This is a genomic window from Prevotella melaninogenica, from assembly GCF_013267595.1.
Taxonomy (GTDB): Bacteria; Bacteroidota; Bacteroidia; order Bacteroidales; family Bacteroidaceae; genus Prevotella; species Prevotella melaninogenica_D.
The window spans coordinates 462,347-482,797 of sequence record NZ_CP054011.1 but is presented as its reverse complement, the minus strand read 5'-3'; the positions used below and the strand labels follow the sequence as shown (position 1 = coordinate 482,797).

Annotated in this window: 18 protein-coding genes and 2 tRNA genes; 12 read left to right on the top strand and 8 right to left on the bottom strand. The window is 38.0% G+C overall.

Annotated features, from left to right (window positions below):
• The first annotated feature begins 44 nt into the window (after positions 1 to 44).
• The 3 genes from FIU21_RS07225 (at position 45) to FIU21_RS07215 (ending at position 2,562) form a co-directional block, all read left to right on the top strand.
• Entirely contained in the window at positions 45 to 677 is a 633-nt protein-coding gene (locus FIU21_RS07225; RefSeq protein WP_004360873.1) for a polysaccharide deacetylase family protein, read from the top strand.
• A 116-nt stretch (positions 678 to 793) separates the two neighbouring features.
• On the top strand, positions 794 to 1,786 hold the full coding sequence (gene queG, locus FIU21_RS07220) for a tRNA epoxyqueuosine(34) reductase QueG (protein WP_004360872.1): 993 nt from the start codon (positions 794 to 796) through the stop codon (positions 1,784 to 1,786).
• A 452-nt stretch (positions 1,787 to 2,238) separates the two neighbouring features.
• Positions 2,239 to 2,562, top strand: coding sequence for a cupin domain-containing protein (locus FIU21_RS07215; protein ID WP_004360870.1), 324 nt, complete (start codon positions 2,239 to 2,241; stop codon positions 2,560 to 2,562).
• A gap of 293 nt (positions 2,563 to 2,855) precedes the next feature.
• Here the strand turns inward: FIU21_RS07215 and FIU21_RS07210 are convergent, their stop codons facing one another.
• Positions 2,856 to 3,236: a hypothetical protein gene (locus tag FIU21_RS07210; RefSeq protein ID WP_004360869.1), complete on the bottom strand. Its 381-nt coding sequence runs from the start codon at positions 3,234 to 3,236 to the stop codon at positions 2,856 to 2,858.
• 195 nt (positions 3,237 to 3,431) lie between these two features.
• On the opposite strand from FIU21_RS07210, the gene glyA reads away from it, so the two are divergent.
• A complete protein-coding gene (glyA, locus tag FIU21_RS07205) occupies positions 3,432 to 4,712 on the top strand; it encodes a serine hydroxymethyltransferase (RefSeq protein WP_004360868.1) in 1,281 nt (426 codons plus the stop codon).
• A 403-nt stretch (positions 4,713 to 5,115) separates the two neighbouring features.
• Here the strand turns inward: glyA and FIU21_RS07200 are convergent, their stop codons facing one another.
• Positions 5,116 to 6,417, bottom strand: a complete 1,302-nt coding sequence (locus FIU21_RS07200; protein ID WP_004360867.1) for a M64 family metallopeptidase — start codon at positions 6,415 to 6,417, stop codon at positions 5,116 to 5,118.
• A 449-nt stretch (positions 6,418 to 6,866) separates the two neighbouring features.
• Between FIU21_RS07200 and FIU21_RS07195 the strand changes: the two genes are divergently transcribed.
• Both FIU21_RS07195 and FIU21_RS07190 read left to right on the top strand, forming a co-directional pair.
• Positions 6,867 to 6,942: transfer RNA gene (locus FIU21_RS07195), tRNA-Thr, on the top strand.
• A gap of 3 nt (positions 6,943 to 6,945) precedes the next feature.
• A tRNA-Gly gene (locus FIU21_RS07190) sits at positions 6,946 to 7,016 on the top strand.
• A gap of 285 nt (positions 7,017 to 7,301) precedes the next feature.
• Here FIU21_RS07190 and FIU21_RS07185 read toward each other — a convergent pair.
• Entirely contained in the window at positions 7,302 to 7,760 is a 459-nt protein-coding gene (locus tag FIU21_RS07185) for a hypothetical protein (RefSeq protein WP_004360866.1), read from the bottom strand.
• A gap of 266 nt (positions 7,761 to 8,026) precedes the next feature.
• On the opposite strand from FIU21_RS07185, the gene FIU21_RS07180 reads away from it, so the two are divergent.
• On the top strand, positions 8,027 to 8,257 hold the full coding sequence (locus FIU21_RS07180) for a YecH family metal-binding protein (RefSeq protein WP_004360865.1): 231 nt from the start codon (positions 8,027 to 8,029) through the stop codon (positions 8,255 to 8,257).
• 64 nt (positions 8,258 to 8,321) lie between these two features.
• Entirely contained in the window at positions 8,322 to 8,618 is a 297-nt protein-coding gene (locus FIU21_RS07175) for a hypothetical protein (RefSeq protein ID WP_004360864.1), read from the top strand.
• A 330-nt stretch (positions 8,619 to 8,948) separates the two neighbouring features.
• Here the strand turns inward: FIU21_RS07175 and rny are convergent, their stop codons facing one another.
• The 4 genes from rny to FIU21_RS07155 form a co-directional block, all read right to left on the bottom strand.
• A complete protein-coding gene (gene rny, locus FIU21_RS07170) occupies positions 8,949 to 10,490 on the bottom strand; it encodes a ribonuclease Y (RefSeq protein ID WP_004360863.1) in 1,542 nt (513 codons plus the stop codon).
• 37 nt (positions 10,491 to 10,527) lie between these two features.
• Positions 10,528 to 10,818 carry a cell division protein ZapA gene (locus FIU21_RS07165; RefSeq protein ID WP_004360862.1) on the bottom strand — a complete coding sequence of 97 codons (291 nt, stop codon included), beginning with the start codon at positions 10,816 to 10,818 and terminating at the stop codon, positions 10,528 to 10,530.
• An 11-nt stretch (positions 10,819 to 10,829) separates the two neighbouring features.
• Positions 10,830 to 11,123, bottom strand: a complete 294-nt coding sequence (locus FIU21_RS07160) for a coiled-coil domain-containing protein (protein ID WP_004360861.1) — start codon at positions 11,121 to 11,123, stop codon at positions 10,830 to 10,832.
• A gap of 66 nt (positions 11,124 to 11,189) precedes the next feature.
• Complete coding sequence (locus tag FIU21_RS07155; RefSeq protein ID WP_004360860.1) at positions 11,190 to 11,822, bottom strand: DUF8491 family protein; 633 nt, start codon at positions 11,820 to 11,822, stop codon at positions 11,190 to 11,192.
• A 380-nt stretch (positions 11,823 to 12,202) separates the two neighbouring features.
• On the opposite strand from FIU21_RS07155, the gene rfbA reads away from it, so the two are divergent.
• The 4 genes from rfbA to FIU21_RS07135 all read left to right on the top strand — a co-directional run bounded on the left by rfbA (position 12,203) and on the right by FIU21_RS07135 (position 18,315).
• Positions 12,203 to 13,093, top strand: coding sequence for a glucose-1-phosphate thymidylyltransferase RfbA (rfbA, locus tag FIU21_RS07150; RefSeq protein ID WP_004360859.1), 891 nt, complete (start codon positions 12,203 to 12,205; stop codon positions 13,091 to 13,093).
• Positions 13,094 to 13,126: 33 nt separating this feature from the next.
• Positions 13,127 to 15,640 (top strand): GumC family protein, encoded by a 2,514-nt coding sequence (locus tag FIU21_RS07145; RefSeq protein ID WP_172891348.1) that lies wholly within the window; start codon positions 13,127 to 13,129, stop codon positions 15,638 to 15,640.
• A gap of 11 nt (positions 15,641 to 15,651) precedes the next feature.
• On the top strand, positions 15,652 to 16,077 hold the full coding sequence (locus tag FIU21_RS07140) for a BT0820 family HAD-type phosphatase (RefSeq protein WP_004360857.1): 426 nt from the start codon (positions 15,652 to 15,654) through the stop codon (positions 16,075 to 16,077).
• Positions 16,078 to 16,434: 357 nt separating this feature from the next.
• Positions 16,435 to 18,315: an IS1634 family transposase gene (locus FIU21_RS07135; protein WP_172891347.1), complete on the top strand. Its 1,881-nt coding sequence runs from the start codon at positions 16,435 to 16,437 to the stop codon at positions 18,313 to 18,315.
• A gap of 377 nt (positions 18,316 to 18,692) precedes the next feature.
• Here the strand turns inward: FIU21_RS07135 and serB are convergent, their stop codons facing one another.
• The gene (serB, locus tag FIU21_RS07130; protein WP_004360856.1) at positions 18,693 to 19,940 is read right to left on the bottom strand and encodes a phosphoserine phosphatase SerB; all 1,248 of its coding nucleotides are present in this window, start codon (positions 19,938 to 19,940) and stop codon (positions 18,693 to 18,695) included.
• Between the last annotated feature and the right edge of the window lie 511 nt (positions 19,941 to 20,451).

The following is a 20,451-nucleotide window of genomic DNA, read 5'->3' as shown; positions in this document are numbered from 1 at the left end:
CTTTCTCAGTCATTGAGAAAAAAGTTTAGGGAGTATCCAATAATATGCTAATAGAACAACCTGCACGCTGGCTACGTATCTTTTATCCACACGCTCTTTGGCGTATGGACAAGAACGATCACTCCGTTTATCTCACATTTGATGATGGACCAATACCCGAAGCAACACCATTTATTCTCGACATACTTGACCAATTCAATGCAAAGGCAATGTTCTTCATGGTTGCTGACAATGTAAGAAAACATCCAGAAATCTATGAGGAAGTAATACGTCGTGGACATAAAGTGGGAAATCATACTTATCATCATCTTGGTTCTTTCAGACACTGGACACTAACCTATGCTGTAGATGTTACTAAGGCAGATGCACTTCTCAACACTCCTTATTTCCGTCCACCCCACGGATGGTTACGCCATACAGTATATTGGTGGGTAAAACAAAATTATCGTGTTGTTATGTGGGACCTTGTAACACGTGATTATTCTAAATGGTTATCAGCTGCAGATGTTGTAAACAATGTAAAGCGATATGCTCGTAATGGGTCTATCATCACATTTCATGACTCTCTCAAAAGTATTGACAAGCTTCGTACAGCACTCCCAGAATCATTGCAATGGCTTAAAAACCAAGGTTATGAGTTTAAAGTCTTCCCTGATGACCCTGCCGAAACCTTTTAATCACACATTCCTCTATGGTATAAAAAATAAAAATATTGCAGTATTAGTTCATGTATCTCCTTTTACTATCATCTAATTACCCCCTTTCTTTCTATAAGGAAATTTAAACTCATTATATGTCATCAATAGATGCTTTAAGCCCTAACGTAAATAAGAAAGATTCAATTGTTGTCCAATCATCAACAATAAAATCTTTAGCACACTCCATGGGATTCTTTGCTTGTGGCATAGCAAAGGCAGCACCTGTTGATGAAGCAGTAGCACAGAAATATCGTAAATGGTTGGAGAATGGAGAAGAGGCTTCAATGGCATATATGACAAACTACTTAGAGAAACGACTTGATCCACGACTTCTCGTTCCTGGTGTACGGAGTATCATTTCACTTGCTCTCAACTATGCTCCAGCTCAACAGCTACCTAAAGGCGAGTATCAAATAGCAGCTTACGCACTTGGTTTAGATTATCATGACCTAATGAAGCAAAAGATGAGGGAATTAGCGATAAAGATAATAGAACGGTGGCAACTCCCCAAACAAGAAGAAGGCGAAGAACCCTCAGTACGTTGCTTCTGTGACACTGCTCCTGTCCTTGAACGCTATTGGGCACAGAAGGCAGGACTTGGATGGGTAGGACGCAATCATCAGCTCATCATTCCTCATGCAGGTTCTATGTTCTTTTTGGGTGAGATTTTCTTACCTTTTGATGTTGATGTATACGATGAAGCAATATCAAACCGATGTGGAAGTTGCCATCGTTGTATTGATGCCTGCCCTACTCGTGCAATCATCCCTGATGAAGATTTCCATGCCGAACGATGTCTTTCATATCAACTGATTGAAAATCGTGGAGAACTATCTGACGAAGCAAAAAGCCATATGGGTGATACAATATATGGCTGTGATCGATGCCAAACTGCATGTCCTTGGAATCGCTTTGCAACACCAAATACAGAACCAGCTCTCCAACCTAAGCCTGAGCTTCTCAGTATGAGCAAAGAGAAGTGGCATAATCTAACCGTTGAAGATTATCAACGATTATTTAAAGGATCTGCTGTTAAGCGAGTTAAATACGAGGGTCTGAAAAGAAATATTACGGTAAAGGAAAAATAAATAATTCCTTAGATATATGTAGTAACAAAGGCTCTCTAACAAGAGATATTACTATACTTCCTACAAGAATAAGTTTATTTTTAATTTGCTGTCACTTTTAACACTTCATGTATCTATACTGTAAGCCAAGGCATTATATGACAACATTGAATGACAGAAGTGACAGTAAAATTAGTTTTAAGAAAAAACACCTTTTTATCAGTACTCAGTGGTAAAGTGTATTACTTATTTCAGAGCTATCAAAAGTTTAAGAAAAAGGATACGAAAACAATTAAGAATTTTGCAAAACTCACAAAAGAAGTGAGCAAGAGAGAATAAGCTACCATTATATCTACCACCAACGACTTTAATAGTAACATTTGTTCCCACTTTCTAACTTGGCATCAACTTTGTAGCATTTAATATAGAGAAATAAAACAAAATATTATAAATCAAATAAAGGAGATACAAACATGGCTAAAGTAGAAAAAGGAATTGTTTTCACTTCAAACAGTGTGATTGATTATGCAGAAGGTGGCGTAGTAAGTAAAGAATTGGTACACAGCAATGCTGGTAGTGTTACCTTGTTTAGCTTCGATGCTGGCCAAGGACTTTCAGAGCATACCGCACCATTCGATGCTTTCATTCAGGTTGTTGATGGAAAAATGGAATTGACCGTTGAAAACATAAAGCATGTGATTAGCGCTGGCGAAAGTTTTATCATTCCAAGTGGTGCACCTCACTCTGTGAACGCACCTGAACGATTCAAGATGATTATAACAATGATTAGAGGGTAGGGTTGATAGTTTACCAGTTAACGAGTTGACGAGTAAACAAGTTGCTTGATAGAATAGTTAATTAGTTGACGAGTTGACAAGTTAACGAGTAAACAAGTTGCTTGATAAGATATAGGCAATGAGTTGACAAGTTACTTAATAATAAAATTTATAAGAACTTTTTAGTTGGTTAATAAAACGAGTTGGCAAGTTGAAATGATTAAAGGGGATTGAATCCTTTCTATCAAACAACTTGTCAACTCGTTTACTTGTTAACTTGTCCACTCGCTACTTATCAAATTGTCAACTATCTTCTACTTCACAATAGCTTGAAAATCCTTTTCAAATGAACGAGGATGGCGACCTATTAAAACAGTATTCAATAAACAGTTAGCAACCAATTCTTCATTTGTAAGGTCAACCTTAGGTTCTTTCTTAACTTCCTTACCAAGAAGAACTTCCCACGGACCATTAAAGTCATGGTCATCTGCTCCATAGAACATCTCGTTAGAATCTGGGTCTTCCATTAACTGATAACGAATCTGTTTCTTTGATGCAACAGGGTTAAGCGTTAACAATAAATTGTATGCATTACCAAACTGCACACGCAAATGGCGACCTTTAGGAAACATAAGTCCTATCTGTGGATAAATTTCATCAAACTCGTAAGCTTGAAATAACTCTTTTAGCTTCATAGATAATGTGTAATATATTATCAATTAATACTTTCGACACACCATTGCAATGATGCAGACGAACCATTATAAATGCAAAGTTACATTATTTTTTTGATACACTTGCAAGTTAGAACATTAATTCGTATATTTGCAGCGTATCACTAACCAGGGGGTCATTTATAGAAAATGATTCCCCATAAACATTCAATACACATGAGAAGAGACCAAGAAATTTTTGACCTTATTGAGATGGAACACAAACGCCAGCTCAAAGGTATGGAGCTGATTGCATCAGAGAATTTCGTCAGTGACGAAGTTATGCAGGCCATGGGATCTTACCTAACAAACAAGTATGCTGAAGGTTACCCAGGCAAACGCTATTATGGTGGTTGTCAAGTGGTTGACCAAGTTGAGACACTTGCCATTGAGCGCGTAAAGCAACTCTTTGGTGCTGAATATGCCAATGTGCAGCCTCACTCTGGTGCGCAGGCTAACCAAGCTGTGTTGCTTGCCGTGCTGAAACCAGGCGACACATTCATGGGACTTGACCTTGACCAAGGCGGTCATCTCTCTCATGGTAGTGAGGTAAATACATCTGGTATCCTTTATAACCATGTTGGTTATACATTGAACCGTGAGACTGGTCGTGTTGACTATGACGAGATGGAGCGTCTCGCACGTGAGCACAAGCCAAAGCTTATCATCGGTGGTGGTTCTGCTTACAGCCGTGAGTGGGATTATAAGCGCATGCGCAAGATTGCTGACGAGGTAGGCGCTTTGTTAATGGTTGACATGGCTCATCCTGCTGGTCTTATTGCTGCAAGTCTGCTCGATAACCCTGTAAAATATGCTCATATTGTTACCACTACAACTCACAAGACACTCCGTGGTCCTCGTGGCGGTATTATCCTTATGGGTAAGGACTTCGATAATCCTTGGGGTTTAACAACCAAGAAGGGTGATTTGAAACCAATGTCTATGCTCTTCAATTCTGCTGTATTCCCAGGTAACCAGGGTGGTCCATTGGAACATGTTATTGCAGCTAAGGCTGTTGGCTTTGGTGAGAACCTCCTACCAAGCTGGAAGGAATATGCAACACAGGTGAAGAAGAATGCTTCTGTTCTTGCTCAAGCACTTGTTGAGAAAGGTTTCAGCATTGTTAGCGGTGGCACAGACAACCATTCTATGCTGCTCGACCTACGTCAGAAGTATCCAGACCTTACTGGTAAGGTTGCTGAGAATGCACTTGTTGCTGCCGACATCACCGCCAATAAGAATAAGGTACCATACGATGAGCGTTCTGCGTTCCAGACCAGCGGTTTGCGACTTGGAACAGCTGCAATGACAACACGTGGCTGTAAGGAAGATATGATGTTACTCTGTGCTGACCTTATTGATGAGGTCTTATCAGACCCAGAGAACGAGCAGGTTATTAAGCGTGTACGTGAGAAAGTGAATGAGACGATGAAGGACTATCCTCTCTTCGCTTACTAAACACAAGATTTATAAAAGATATTATACAATAGAGGTGTACCAATCATTTGGTACACCTCTATTCGTAAAATTACCATATCCGAAATTAAGGTTTCTCAGTATCCCACATTATCCATTAGTATTTTACAATATTCAATAAAGCGGGTATAATATCCCCTAAATTCCCATCTTCAATCATTATACTATTGCTCAGCACACATCGTGTTGATGCCCAGCACATGTCGTGCGGTGGGTAAACACCAATGGTGCTAAGCGCTAAACACAATACACGATGTAAGCAACTTCTTACATACCAAACGGCTTATGTATTCTCAGAATAATACTGAAGTAATACATAAGCCGTATTTTATGAGTTTATTAATACAGTCCAATTAAATGGAATGTGAACTAAACTAACATTCCCCTACTCTCCCGTATAGAACTTAATAAGTTTTGTAAGTCCTAAATTGCAAGCAGGACAGAATTCTGGGTGCATATTTGTACGCATACGGCAGTCTGGGTATGCGCGATAAACTCCATGCTGAGAATAGCCTGCAGGTTCATACACTCCCACCTTCCACTTATCATAACGCGCATTGGGTTTATCAAGGTCAGCTGGTTGAGGAGTTGGAATAGGTGTCTTCTTATTAATAAGATTCTCCCATTTTCCATGGAAGTCAACTAAAGTTGTAAGGTTTGGCTCCCAAGGTTCTACGTCAGTTGGATACATATTAATCTGCTCCTTTTCGTATGCATATTCATCACCCAGACCAGCAAAGGAATGTCCAAACTCATGTACAACAACTGGCTTGAAATAAGGATTACGCACCATTGAAAGGTTATAAGAATTCAGAATACCACCGCCACCATACTTCTCTGTATTTACAAGTACGATAATATGCTCATAAGGGGTACCAGCCAACCAGTCATGTAATTCCTTCAGATGCAACGTTGTCAGATAACGGTCACTGTAGAATGTATCAAAATGTGAGTGAAGGGCTGTATTTTTCCAAATACCCTTTGACGGTTCAGACGTACCACTCTCCATAGATGGCGACTTAACAGCTACAACATTAAAGCGTTGACGTAGTGACTTAAATGGTTCATGTGCAAAAAGGGCTTCGTTAGCAGTGCGACAATCTTCTATAAAATTTGCCATCTCCACCTCTGTATATCCCTCTGCAACATAAGCAATATGAATACAGCGTGTCGTGTCTGCAGCCTTCTGCAAGGTTTCGTAAGGTGTTACAGAACGTTCACCAATGTGACGAATGAGAATATCCTTTGGATTAACAGTATGACTCATAGATACTGTTACCTCACGACGGTTGTTCCTTAGTTCAACTGTTATATCTACAGAATCCTTTGGGAAAGGAACGAGAAAGACATTTTCAAATGCTTTACCAGAAGGTTTCTTTGCCTCATCATACGTCAACCATTCCTGAAAAAGTGTTGAGAATGAATTTCGATAAATAACATTTTGTGTACGATGGTCACGAACAATAACTTGACCATTTCCTTCGACAGGCACCTCTGCCAATCGTTCATGCTTACCATACCATCGTGGTATGCGTGATAATTCGTCTACAGCAATGGTTTGATGCTTAGCATTACCTGAAAAAATGTAATCAAGACGAAGCGTTGCATCCTCAAAGTAATGATTAAAATCCTGTGCTGCGGCAGTTAGCGTGACAGCCAAGAACAAGAGCGTGATAATTTTTTTCATAAGGTTATAATGAATTAGGTTTCTACATTATGATCTATTACATCAATCATGAACAGGTATTTGAATAGCTTTACACCTATTCTCAATTAGATAAATATCATACCATATATTATCGAATACAAAGTTATCAATAATAATGAAAAAGTCAAAACGAAATACCATAAATCACAACTGAAAAACACATAAATTATAAAACAATAAACAACAAAGAACCGTCTCAGCCAGAATAAAGTCTGCATTTAACCTAAATCGTTCATTAGCCACAAAATGTATAGTTCTTATTACTATGGTATGTTACCTAATAAGCGATTTGGCTTTAAAAACTAATAATATAATTTACTATCCTTATAACCTAAATATATATCGCTTAACTACAAAACTAATAACAAAAACATAAATTAAAAATTTGGCTGTTTGTTTTTTTTAATGTAACTTTGCAACGCAATACCGCCGATATGGCTCAGTTGGTAGAGCAACGCATTCGTAATGCGTAGGTCCCCGGTTCGAGTCCGGGTATCGGCTCCATTTGCGGAATTAGCACATCGGTAGTGCACGGGCTTCCCAAGCCTGGGAGGCGGGTTCGATTCCCGTATTCCGCTCACCGGTTATTAGATATAAAAATAAGAGGGTGTGTCAAAATGCAAATATCATTTTGATGATTTTACAGTTTGAAACAATCCAATAAAAAATGACCATTTCTATACTCGATTTTGAGTAAAGAAATGGTCTTTTCTTTGCCTTTAAAAGAATCCTACTTATAGATTGAAAGTTGTCAAGTTATTAATTTGCATTTTGACACACCCTCTTATTTATTATTATAAGATTCAGAAGCAGCTAAACCGTGATTTTTGGTTAAAACATGCTGCTTCCATTAGACACTACTACTAATCCCAACCTTTAATTTCTACAATATTATAATCAACATATTTCTTATCAACGACGATAATGAAAAATGGTTGTGTAAAGTAAGTTTGTACCTTTCCTTGTTCTAACTTGTATTGCAATTCAAGACGCTTCTTCTTTAAAGTCAATGAAAGAGGTGCCAAGTCTGTCTTCCGATTTGTTTGCGGGAGAATATAAGCAATTGCAAAGTTCTTATTAAAATCAATCTTGGTTGGTTCACCGCCCTTACCCATAAAAGCTGCCTCACCAAACTCTTTTACAAGAGTCTCCTGTGAAGTAATCTTCTTTATTATCGGTTTGGTCTCATTACCAATATGAAAATAATTACGAGCTTCTGTATAACTTACAATATTAGATTTCTCTACCCCCATTTTAGAAGTGCCACATGAAGATAACAACAACATTGTAGCTGCAAAAGCAAGCAAAAGTTTCTTCATCATAATATAATTACTATCAAATATTTTTATAAACACTATACTTCTCTAAGTGAATATGAAAGAGTCACTTAAGTAGTTTTTACATCAATTGTGACTGACATTTCACCAATAATATCTGTCAGCAAAGACAAAAGTAATTAAATTATGTCATATTATCACTTTTAAGCAATTAAAATTAGTTAATTTAACACATGGCACATCTTTTGCTTGTATAAGATTGTGCAAAGAATGATTCAATGTACGAATTTATTAACAAAATAGAATAAAATATGGCACATGGACATGATGTACTCCATATGATGGAGGGTAATAGTTATGAAACAAAAGAAGATTTAGTAAAGGCAATTATAGAGCACTTCGGTGAAGAGGAGCGTTTTCATACTTGTTCTGTAGACGGAATGAACGCTGAGGAATTAGTAGATTTCTTGACAGAACGTGGTAAGTTTATGCCTGCTAAGGGGGGATTCACTGTTGATACAACTAAGATTTGTAATCACTAAGACAGTAAAAAATTGAGGTAAAAAATATAATAAACTTTAGAGTTGAATCTAAAAACATTTGATTATGATTAAAATATATGGAATGAATACTTGTCCAGACTGTATTGCAGTTGACAAGCATGTAGAAGGTGACAACCGTTACGAGGTAATTGATATTGGCTCACATATAAAGTATCTTAAAGAATTCCTCCGTCTTCGTGATAACAATGTAGTGTTTGATGAAGCTAAGAAGCACGGATATGCTGGAGTTCCTTGCTTTGTCCTTGAGGATGGTACTGTAACACTGTCACCTGAAGAAGCAGGTATCAACCTTAATGAGGCTCCAGCAGCATCTTGTCGCCTTGATGGTTCTGGATGCTAATAGAGTAGATAAAAATAGAATAAAAACCCTCGACAATCCATGGAAATAACTCCATGCATTGCGAGGGTCTTTGCTATTCATATAAATTACTTCAAATATATGAATAGTAAAACAAAAAAGAGGGTGTGTCAAAATGCAAATATCATTTTGATGATTTTACAGTTCGAAACAATCCAATAAAAAATGACCATTTCTATACTCGATTTTGAGTAAAGAAATGGTCTTTTCTTTGCCTTTAGAAGAATCCTACTTATAGATTGAAAGTTGTCAAGTTATTAATTTGCATTTTGACACACCCTCTTTCTATAATAATTCAAATAAAATCAAACTTTACTTTGCATAAGCAACAGAACGAATCTCACGAATAACCGTAATCTTAACCTGTCCTGGATAGGTCATTTCATTCTGTATCTTCTCTGCAATCTCAGAACTGAGCTTCTCGCTTTCTGCATCATCCATCTTATCAGCACCAACGATTACACGGAGTTCGCGACCAGCCTGAATAGCATAAGTCTTTGTTACACCTGGATAACTCATTGCAATCGCTTCAAGATCATTCAGACGCTTGATATAAGCTTCCACAATCTCACGACGAGCACCTGGACGAGCACCAGAGATGGCATCACATACCTGAACGATTGGTGCAAGAAGTGTAGTCATCTCAACCTCATCGTGGTGAGCTGCAATGGCATTGCAAATATCTGGTTTCTCTTTATACTTCTCAGCAATCTTACCTCCATAAAGCGCATGTGGTAAATCAGTCTCTTCGTCTGGTACCTTACCGATATCATGCAATAAGCCTGCACGCTTTGCCTTCTTTGGATTCAAACCTAACTCACTTGCCATAACAGCACAAAGATTTGCTGTTTCACGGGCATGCTGCAAAAGGTTCTGACCATATGAAGAACGATATTTCATCTTACCAACAATACGAATCAGCTCTGGATGAAGACCATGAATTCCAAGGTCAATAGCTGTACGCTTACCTGTTTCAATGATCTCATTATCAAGTTGTTTCTTAACCTTAGCAACAACTTCTTCAATACGTGCTGGGTGAATTCGTCCATCAGCAACAAGCTGATGAAGTGCCAAACGACAAATCTCACGACGAACAGGATCAAAAGCTGAAATAACAATAGCTTCTGGAGTATCATCAACAACAATCTCAACACCTGTTGCAGCCTCCAAAGCACGGATATTACGACCTTCACGACCAATAATACGTCCCTTAACCTCATCACTATCAATATGGAAAACACTTACTGAATTCTCAATAGCTGTTTCGGTTGCAACACGCTGGATGGTCTGGATGACTATTCTCTTAGCCTGCTGATTAGCATTGAGCTTTGCTTCATCAACAATCTCATTAATATATGAGGCTGCGTCAAGCTTTGCTTGATCCTTCAAACTTTCAATCAAACGCTTCTTAGCTTCTTCAGAACTAAGACCAGAGAGTTCCTCGAGTTTCATTCGCTCCTGCTCCTGCATCTTCTCAAGATCCTGCTGCTTAATCTGCAGTAGCTTCTTCTCATTATCAACACGCTGCTGCTGCTGATCAACATCCTGCTTACGACGATTAATCTCTTCTTGACGTTGATTCAATGCAACCTCACGCTGCTTCAAGCGATTCTCACCCTGCTGAATCTTCAATGTGCGCTGTTGAACCTCTTTCTCGAGTTCACTTTTCTTATTAAGAAACTTCTCCTTAACTTCAAGAAGTTTCTTTTCTTTAATTACCTCTGCAGCTTTCTCTGCTTTATCCATTGTATCTTTGTATTTTCCAGTTAAGATATAACGGAAAATAGCAAATCCACCAGCACATCCTGCCGAAAGGCATACCACAGCTATTATAACTGTTACTATTGGACTCATTGATTCTTTTTATGATTTAAATTAAATATTCTCACTATTACTTCAGTGCATCTTCAATTTCTGAAGTGAGTTTACTGAGAATATCATTAAATGGAGCAGTATCATTACGTACACCTTCTTTCTTATATCGCAATGCTATATCCAACATAGCCATATATATAATGTCCTTATCCCCCTTCTTACCCTTAAAAAGAGTTGAATAAGTATTAATTGTGTCGGTAATAAGCTTGGCTGCCGAACGATAATACTCCTCATCCTCTCGTGGAACGTTTACGGAGAGTTCTGCATCATAGACATGCAATCTTATATGTAACTTATCGTCTGCCATTATATTCTGTTTTATTTCTCACTTAGAAGTGTAATACACTTATTTACATCTCGGATAAGTTTGGCAACACGCTTTTGTGCAGTTTCCATATCACCATCCGTAACTTCAAGCATTTTAGCCATCTTCAACGAGTTATAATCAGCTTCTGCTTGAGATAACTCACCCTGCAATTGCTTTATATCCTGTTCACGTTGGCCGACAAGTGCATATAACTCGTCATTTTCCTTCTTCAGTGCTTCGTACTGAAGGATCATCTGACGAACACGCGTCGCAAACGTATTCAGAATCTTCTCATTTGCATTCATAGCTAATCTATTCGTTTTGGCTACAAAATTACATTAAAGTTTCTATTTAAGCAAATATATGCTTAATTATTTTGACTCTGCCTCTTCTGCAGGTTTAGGTTCCTTCTTAGCAAGTGAAACTACTTGATAAACGAAGTCTGTAGTCCATTTACGACTAAATCCAAGACGCTGATTATACTGACGAACAGACATAACAGCCTTTATAACACCTGGGTCAGAGAAACTATTCTTATCGTATATGTCATTTACAGTCTTCTCTGTCATCGTATAGATGGCTTTCTTGAAAAAGCCAGGAACCCGCAACTTAAACTTCATCAAATTACCCACAAGCATCATCAAATCTTGTGTGAAACCTTGGAACTGATAAAGATAAGGCTGGATATCCTGCATCTTCTTACAATTCTTTTTGATGCTTGCATCTATCTCATCAAAGAAGTTATCATCAACATTATAAATATTTTTCATAGTCTTTCGCACACTTGCTTTTTCGCCAGGTCCCAACTTATTATTCAACGTAGGGACACGAAAAGTCTGCTTGTAGGTACGTAAATCTGGAAGCATTGCTAAATTATTGATACCCAAACGAGTTGCAAGCACTGCTTGAAAATAAACTCGAACAAGTGTCATATAGTCCTCCATACCACCAGTCTTTGACTGTGTAGCATCATTCTTCCCAAAGAGTTTTGATAAGAATCCCATATCTTTTGTTTAAAGTTTTAAAGTTATTAAGATGAACTTTTAATTTTTACTCGATTGCAAAGTTAATAAAAAAACATGAAATTCACCTATTAAGTAAATGATTTCTCATTTTCACAGCTTTTAATTAAATTAAATTCATTACCTTTGCAATCAAGATAGCAATATTGCAAATGAAAGCGTGTAACGACAAATACTTAACGAAAGGATTGGTTGTCCTCAATGACTTGTTCATATTGAGTACAGTCCTATTACCACCCATATTTGCACTTAAAGCACATATGGTAGGATACGACTATAGGTATTTAGCGTTAAAGCATATAAAGATAAACAATAACTACTAATTTAAAAACAGATATCAAACCACACTATTATACACTATTATGAAAGGAATAGTTCTCGCTGGCGGTTCAGGCACACGCCTCTACCCTATCACAAAAGGAATAAGCAAGCAGCTTATACCAATTTACGATAAACCAATGATTTACTATCCAGTATCAGTTTTGATGCTGGCTGGAATTAAAGAGATTCTAATCATCTCTACCCCATTTGACTTACCAGGCTTTAAACGTCTTTTAGGAGATGGAAGTAGCTTTGGAGTACGCTTTGAATACGCAGAACAACCTTCACCAGATGGCCTTGCGCAAGCATTTATCATAGGCGAGAAGTTTATTGGCAATGATTCTGTTTGCTTGGTCTTGGGAGATAATATTTTCTATGGAGCAGGCTTCAGTTCATTATTACAAAATAGCGTACAAATGGCTGAAAGAGAGAACAAAGCTACAGTATTTGGCTATTATGTAAATGATCCTGAGAGATATGGTGTTGCTGAATTTGATAAGACTGGAAAATGTCTTAGCATAGAAGAAAAGCCCGAACATCCAAAGAGTAACTACGCTGTTGTAGGACTTTACTTCTACCCTAATAGTGTTGTTGAGATTGCGAAGAATATTAAACCATCTCCACGAGGAGAGTTAGAGATAACAACTGTCAATCAGTGCTATCTTAAAGAAGATAATTTAATGGTACAGACTCTACAACGTGGTTTTGCATGGCTTGACACTGGGACACATAACAGTTTGTCGGAGGCAAGTACTTTCATTGAATGTATCGAGAAACGACAAGGACTTAAGGTTGCATGCTTGGAAGAAATAGCATACAAAAAAGGCTGGATAACCACAGAAAAGCTTCGAGAAGAAGCACAACCAATGATTAAGAACAACTATGGTAAATATCTCCTTCAGCTTGCTGAGGAGAAGAGTAACCCAAAATAAATTCCTTACTGAATAATAAGAAAAGTAATAAATATGGAAGAAACAACTAAATTAGAGCAAGGGAAGGAACTTGAAGTTAATGAAGGTAACTCCTCCTTTGATTTTGCCACCTTGTATCGAACCATCGTACTCAACTGGTACTGGTTCGTACTGTCATTAATTATTTTCGGGAGCTTAGGAGCAATCTATCTTAGATATGCCACACCAATGTATCAGTCTACTGCAAAGTTGCTGATTAAGGACGAAAGTAATAGCAATAGACGTGGTTCCTCTTTACAGAATATGTCAAATCTTGGTATTATCTCAAACTCAACAGGTATTGATAACGAGATGGAGATTCTGACATCACACTCTATTGCTGAAGATGCTATTAGAGACTTGAAGTTATATGTTAACTACTCAACAAAGGGAAGAGTAAAAGACATTATTCTTTATCGCAATCAACCTCTTAACGTTGATGTAGACCAGGCTCATCTTGAGAGATTGAATGCTCCCATTAACTTGAGCATAACAAGAGACAGTTTAACATATACTGTTACTGGAACTTACTATGTACCAACTAACGACAACTCAAATGAAGGCCCATACTCTATTAATAGAAAGTTCACCAGCCTTCCTGCAACAATAGCTACTCGTGCTGGTATTATTACTATTAGTTCTAATTATGGACATTCATTTAAGAATGCAGATGTACTTAATGTAAGCATTCTCTCACCAAGAATGGCATCTAATAAGTATGTCAACGAACTTCAAGTTGCACAGACAGCAAAGTCAACCTCTATTGCGCAGCTGCAGTTTACAGACGAAGTACCACAGCGTTCTCTTAATTACTTGAAGCAGTTAGCAATTGTATATAACCGTCAAGCAAATGAGGACAAGAATACCATTGCACTTCGTACAGACAAGTTCATCAATGACCGTTTGGGTAAGATTAATACCGAACTGGGCAAGACCGAAGGTCAGTTGCAGAACTATAAACAGCAAAATGGTATTGTAGAGTTGAAAATGAATGCAGGTAACTCTGTAGCAAATCAGAATAGCTCAGAATTAAAGCTTGCAGAGGTTGAGACACAGATTGAATTGTTCAATACAATTGCAAGAGAGGTCGAGAGTTCATCTCGTAATCTTTCTCAAGTAATTCCTTCTAATGTAGGTTTGGATGACCAAAGTTCTACATCTCTGATTAACAAATATAACGAGTTAGTACTTGAGCGTAATCGTTTACTCCGTAGTGCTTCAGAAAGTTCTCCTGTTGTAGAGCCACTTACAGCACAAATTCGTGAGCTGAATGGTAACATTCGTCGTGCGATTGGTGCTGCACGTCAGAACCTACAGATTCAACGTGATGCAGTTTTGTCACAAGTTAATAAGTTTAATGAACAGGTTGCTGAGACTCCACAGCAGGAACGAATGCTGACACAGATTGACCGTCAGCAGGAAGTAAAGTCTGGTTTGTACCTGATGTTACTCCAAAAGCGTGAGGAAAACAACATTTCTTTGGCAGCAACAGCCGATAAAGGTAAACTTATTGATGACCCACAGTTGTTAGGTAAGATTAGTCCAAAGTCAACATCAATTATGCTTGTTGCTTTACTAATTGGCTTAGCACTTCCAGTATTGGTAATCCTTATCTTACAATTCTTCCGTTATAAGATTGAGGGCCATGACGATGTTGCTCGCCTTACCAAGTTACCAATCATTGCAGACGTTGCTATTGCAAGTAATAAGGCGAAGGGTAAAGCAGATATCGTTGTACATGAAAACCAGAACAACCAGATGGAAGAAATCTTCCGTTCAATGCGTACCAACCTTCAGTTTATGCTTAAGGAAGGACAGAAGGTTGTACTCTTCACTTCATCTACTTCTGGTGAGGGTAAGACCTTTAACGCAGCAAACCTTTCTGTTAGTTTCGGTCTCTTAGGCAAGAAAGTTATCTTGATTGGTCTTGATATTCGTCGTCCACGTTTGGCAGAGTTGTTCGGTATCAACGATCACAAGCATGGTATTACAAACCTTCTTGTAAAGGATAATCCAACGATAGAAGATATACAGGAGCAGATTTTGCCTTCAGGAGTAAATAAGAATCTTGATCTCCTCATGTCAGGTCCAATTCCTCCAAATCCAGCAGAGCTTATTGCACGTAATTCATTAGATATTATCATTAATCTCTTGAAGGAGAAATATGATTATATCATGATTGATACCGCACCAGTCGGTCTTGTTACAGATACTCTTCAGATTGCGCGCGTTGCAGATGCTTCTATCTATATGTGTCGTGCAGACTATACTCCAAAGTCAAGCTTCAACTTGATTAATGCACTTACAAACGAGAAGAAGTTCCCTAACATGGCTATTGTTCTCAATGGTATTGACATGTCTAAGAGAAAATATAGCTATTACTATGGCTATGGCGGTTATGGCAAGTATGGTAGATATGGTAGAGCAAGCTACGGTACAAGCTATGGACAGTATGGAAACTATGGCAATTATGGTAACTATGCTAACAGCCACTATGGCAATAAGCACGATGACTCTATAAAGCGATAAACTAACAGACAATGATTATTGCAGTTGACTTCGATGGAACCATCGTAGAACATAAATATCCTAAAATCGGTAGCGAAATTCCTTTCGCTACCGATACGCTTAAAATGCTGATTAAAGATGGCCACCAACTTATCTTATGGAGCGTCAGAGAAGGCGAACTACTCCAAGAGGCTGTTGATTGGTGCCATGAACGTGGGGTAGATTTTTGGGCTGTAAACAAGGATTATCCTGAAGAAGAAAAAGAGAAGAACAATCATTTTTCAAGAAAGCTAAAGGTAGAAATGTTTATCGATGACCGTAATCTTGGTGGCTTACCAGACTGGGGAACTATCTATCAAATGATTACCAATAACGAAACATGGGAAAGTCGTAACTTTGCGCATCGTTCGTTTGAAGATCATAAACCACCTAAGAAAAAGCACTGGTGGAATTTCTAACAAATTAAATAGGATACTCTACAAGGGTATCCTATTTTATTTGTACTATAACTTACCAACAACACTACGTGTGCGGAGCATCAGCACAACATGTGCGGAGCATTAACACAATGCATAAAGAACAAATTATGGGGGACATTATAGCAAAAGAATATATTGGAAAACATTAACCCAAATCGGTCATTAGAGCCTAACCCAAGTTTAACCGGCAAAATTATTTTTCATAAATTTTCGGGATGCTTTGTGTAGTATCAATTTTATAAATGATTGATAATCAAGCATAGGGTATTGTAACGAGGAGTAAAATCTGATTTGTAGGACACCGTCATATCAAAATTATTTTGTTACTTTGCACTCATGCACGCAAATGTACAGACACGATTCAACCCTGCAACAGGCGACATGGCTCCTTATTATCGCATCAAGGAGTCATATCGTGACGTGCAGGGTCATGTACATTCGCTAATTCTATTGAACATCGGGTTCGAACCTTCACTTACTGCCGTACAGGTTCGAAAAATTGCATACGCTCTTACCGAACGCTTCAAAAACAGAAGTACACCCTCGCTTTTTAAAAAACATCTTGACGGACTTACTCCTATTGAACAGGCAAAGGCTGACGAATGGTGGATCCGTATGGAGAAAGAAGGTGGAATCGATCGGTTTAATAAGGAAGAGCAGAAGTCGCTGAGAAAATACGAGAACTACATAGACCTTGAGACGGCAAACTATACTGACGCAAGGAATGTTGGTACAGAGTGGCTCTGCAAGCAGACAATAGACAAGCTGCAATTAGAGGATTTTCTGCGCAAAAACGGGTGGACGGAAAATGCGATACACACGGCTTTGTCAGCATTGATTGTTCGCACGGTATATGCAGTTTCTGAACGTTCATCTTATTATTATTTGCGCGATAACTCGGCTGCCGCTGAACTTTATAGTGGAGTTCCTGGCTGGATACCAGGAATCAATTCTCTGTATAAAATCACTGACAAATTATATGAACTAAAGGAACAGTTAGAGCGTCATCTGTGCAGCGTTACTGACAATCTCTTTAATATAGACAACAAGTTGATGCTCTTCGACTTAACCAACTTCTATTTCGAGGGTAGTAAGCGTAATAGCGATAAAGCCAAGTTCGGTCGTTCAAAAGAAAAACGCTCTGACTGTAAGCTACTTGTACTTGCATTATGTATCAATAAAGAAGGTTTTATACGTTATTCTTCTATCTTGGAGGGTAATACAGCAGATCCCAAGTCTCTACCCAATATGATTGATACGCTGGCAAAGAGGAATCCCTCACGAACCAAGGATACGCTTGTTGTCATGGATGCAGGTGTTGCCACGAAAGAGAACTTGGAGCTAATAAAGAAAAAGGGTTACAATTATCTCTGCGTATCCCGTACGAAAATGAAGGACTATACGCTCAGTGATGATAACAAGAGTGTTACAGTAATGGATGCCCGTCGGCAAAAGATAACGCTGAAAGAGGTTAAGACAGAGGATGATAAGGATTATTATCTCGAAATAACATCTCCTTCGAAAGCTATGACAGAGTCGTCCATGAACAGGGTTTGGAGAGAGCGTTTTGAGATGGAACTGCAGAGGATAAACGAAGGAATCTCCAAGAAAGGCGGAACAAAAACCTATGAAAAGGTTGTTGAACGTACAGGACGTGCCATACAGAAGTACCCTTCTATAGCGAAGTTCTACCAGATAAGCTACATAAAAAATGAGAAGAAACCCAAGCAGATGCTACGTGTAGACTGGGAGATAAAAGACCTCTCGGCAATGGAATCTGGGCATGGAGTCTATTTCCTCCGCAGCAATGTCAGGACACTTTCTGAGCGTGTAACATGGGAATACTACAATCTCATTCGTGAGATAGAATGTACGAACAGACAACTAAAGAATGATCTCAACCTCCGTCCTATCTATCATCAGAAAGATGAGCGAAGCGACGCACACCTCTTCTTCGGTTTATTAGCCTACTGGGTGGTAAACACTATCCGTTGTCAATTAAAACGAGAAGGAGAATCCTGTTACTGGACCGAGATAGTACGACGTATGAGCACTCAAAAGCTCGTCACCACAAAAGGGAAGAATCCATTAGGTGAAACCATCGAGATGCGCCAATGTAGTAGTCCTTCGAAGCAAGCAAAACAGATATACGATAAGTTGAACTTAAAACACTCACCATTCAAAAAGAATAAAATTTGTAGGACACAGAGCCCATAAGAAAAACGAGGAAAGTACGGTAACAGTAACAATTAGGCGAAGGTGGGTGTTAAACTTGGGCTAAACATATTTTGTTTTATTATCGAGCAGATTGTTTGGCTTTATAACGCAGGCGTAGCGGGCTACGTCAAGTTAAAAAGACGGACAAGATGCCGATAAGAAAATAAAAGATGTTAGGAAACAATACCATAGTAATAAGAATTATACATATTGTGGTCTAATGACCGATTTGGGTTAAACCAAGCCTATACAGTAAGAACTTGCCAAACAATAATAAGTTTCAATAAAAAAGATGTATCAAATATATTCATAGAATTACAATATATTTGATACATCCCTTTTTGGAATATGTTCAGGTTTTGATAAACCTATTTTGATTAAAGTTTACCAGCTTCACCCAAATAACTATCCTTAAAACCAAGAAAGTAAAGTACACCATCTAAACCGATAGTAGTAATATTTTGTTCAGCATTAGCTTGTACACGTGGTTTAGCATGAAAGGCAATACCCAAGCCAGCTTCAGAAAGCATAGGAAGATCGTTAGCACCATCACCAACAGCTATAGTCTGAGCGAGATTAACCTTCTCTACTTGTGCTAATAACTTCAATAACTCAGCCTTACGTTTACCATCAACAATATCACCAAGATAGCGCCCTGTAAGTTTATTATTCTCATCTATCTCAAGTTCATTAGCATATACATAATCAATACCATACTTGCGCTGTAGATACTCTCCAAAATAAGTAAAGCCACCACTTAATATGGCTATCTTATATCCACACTGCTTCAAAACAGTCATTAAGCGATCAACGCCCTCTGTTATAGGCATTGTTTCGGCAATATCCTTCATGACATCAGCATCGAGCCCCTTCAACAAAGCAACTCGATCTGTAAAGCTTTTCTTAAAATCAATTTCACCACGCATTGCACGTTCAGTAATAGCAGCAACCTGCTCTCCTACCCCAGCACGTTTTGCTAATTCGTCAATACATTCTGTCTGAATAAGTGTAGAGTCCATATCAAAACATATTAGACGGCGCATACGCCTGTACATATTGTCTTTCTGCAAAGAAAAATCAATTCCTTGCTCGTGACTCATCTGCATGAGGTCAGCCTGCATCTGTCTATAGTCTTTAGGAGTGCCACGCAATGAAAACTCTATACATGCTCTGACATTTTGATTACTTTTGCGAATACTCTGACGCCCTGTCAAGCGAAGAATAGAATCTATATTCACACCTTGTTCTGTAATCACCCGAGTAGCCTCCTCGATATTACGAGCTGATAAAGACCTACCAATAATTGTGAGAATATAACGATTTTTCCCTTGTCTATTAACCCAATCTTCGTATTCATCATCTGTTACAGGAGCAAAACCGATATTTACACCAAGTTCCGTAGCCTTGAATAACAGTTCTTTCATTACCTGCCCAGCACCCTGCTCATTAATACGAATAAGAATACCAAGTGATAAAGTCGAATGGATATCAGCTTGACCAATATCTAAAACATGGGCATTATAACAAGCCAGAATAGACATCACCGCTGTTGTCAATCCTGGTCTATCTTGTCCTGTTATACGTATAAGTATTAGTTCCTCCCTTTTTACGTTTGCTTCGTTCATAATATGTTTTTTACAGATACAAAAGTAATCATTTCTGACGAAGTAAACAAATAGCAATTATCATTTATACATACGCTACCGGTTACTATAAGTAAGAATCACTAAAATAAGTATGAAACCAGTATAATTGCTCTATTGGGATAATACGAAACATTTAAACAAAATAAAAAAACGCACTTAAACTCATAGAGCAAGTGCGTTCCTAAAATCAATTATAAAATATATAATCTAAACTCATACAACATTAGTTGTACCAAATTTCACCACCAAGCGTTTCATTCGCATCGGTATGTTCCTGACTGTTCTGATTCTCGAAATCATAATTTTCGAAGAACTCTCGTGTTTTGCTTTCTTTCATGTTTATACCTCCTATTAATTAGACTAAATGGTAAATATATTACGTTATCCGCTAAATGACTGATACAAATATAGGTAAAATGAAAATAAAAAGCAAGTTAAACACTGAATTAATTAATTATTTAAACATTTTTTACTGCATAATGAATTTTTT

Excerpts from the sequence above, each read along its gene's own strand:
- serB (WP_004360856.1), bottom strand. The coding sequence starts at position 19,940 with ATGAACGAAGCAAACGTAAAAAGGGAGGAACTAATACTTATACGTATA.
- FIU21_RS07185 (WP_004360866.1), bottom strand. The coding sequence starts at position 7,760 with ATGATGAAGAAACTTTTGCTTGCTTTTGCAGCTACAATGTTGTTGTTA.
- rfbA (WP_004360859.1), top strand. The coding sequence starts at position 12,203 with ATGAAAGGAATAGTTCTCGCTGGCGGTTCAGGCACACGCCTCTACCCT.
- FIU21_RS07160 (WP_004360861.1), bottom strand. The coding sequence starts at position 11,123 with ATGAATGCAAATGAGAAGATTCTGAATACGTTTGCGACGCGTGTTCGT.
- FIU21_RS07215 (WP_004360870.1), top strand. The coding sequence starts at position 2,239 with ATGGCTAAAGTAGAAAAAGGAATTGTTTTCACTTCAAACAGTGTGATT.
- FIU21_RS07180 (WP_004360865.1), top strand. The coding sequence starts at position 8,027 with ATGGCACATGGACATGATGTACTCCATATGATGGAGGGTAATAGTTAT.
- FIU21_RS07200 (WP_004360867.1), bottom strand. The coding sequence starts at position 6,417 with ATGAAAAAAATTATCACGCTCTTGTTCTTGGCTGTCACGCTAACTGCC.
- FIU21_RS07145 (WP_172891348.1), top strand. The coding sequence starts at position 13,127 with ATGGAAGAAACAACTAAATTAGAGCAAGGGAAGGAACTTGAAGTTAAT.
- FIU21_RS07175 (WP_004360864.1), top strand. The coding sequence starts at position 8,322 with ATGATTAAAATATATGGAATGAATACTTGTCCAGACTGTATTGCAGTT.
- rny (WP_004360863.1), bottom strand. The coding sequence starts at position 10,490 with ATGAGTCCAATAGTAACAGTTATAATAGCTGTGGTATGCCTTTCGGCA.
- FIU21_RS07210 (WP_004360869.1), bottom strand. The coding sequence starts at position 3,236 with ATGAAGCTAAAAGAGTTATTTCAAGCTTACGAGTTTGATGAAATTTAT.
- queG (WP_004360872.1), top strand. The coding sequence starts at position 794 with ATGTCATCAATAGATGCTTTAAGCCCTAACGTAAATAAGAAAGATTCA.
- FIU21_RS07135 (WP_172891347.1), top strand. The coding sequence starts at position 16,435 with ATGCACGCAAATGTACAGACACGATTCAACCCTGCAACAGGCGACATG.
- glyA (WP_004360868.1), top strand. The coding sequence starts at position 3,432 with ATGAGAAGAGACCAAGAAATTTTTGACCTTATTGAGATGGAACACAAA.
- FIU21_RS07140 (WP_004360857.1), top strand. The coding sequence starts at position 15,652 with ATGATTATTGCAGTTGACTTCGATGGAACCATCGTAGAACATAAATAT.
- FIU21_RS07165 (WP_004360862.1), bottom strand. The coding sequence starts at position 10,818 with ATGGCAGACGATAAGTTACATATAAGATTGCATGTCTATGATGCAGAA.
- FIU21_RS07155 (WP_004360860.1), bottom strand. The coding sequence starts at position 11,822 with ATGGGATTCTTATCAAAACTCTTTGGGAAGAATGATGCTACACAGTCA.
- FIU21_RS07225 (WP_004360873.1), top strand. The coding sequence starts at position 45 with ATGCTAATAGAACAACCTGCACGCTGGCTACGTATCTTTTATCCACAC.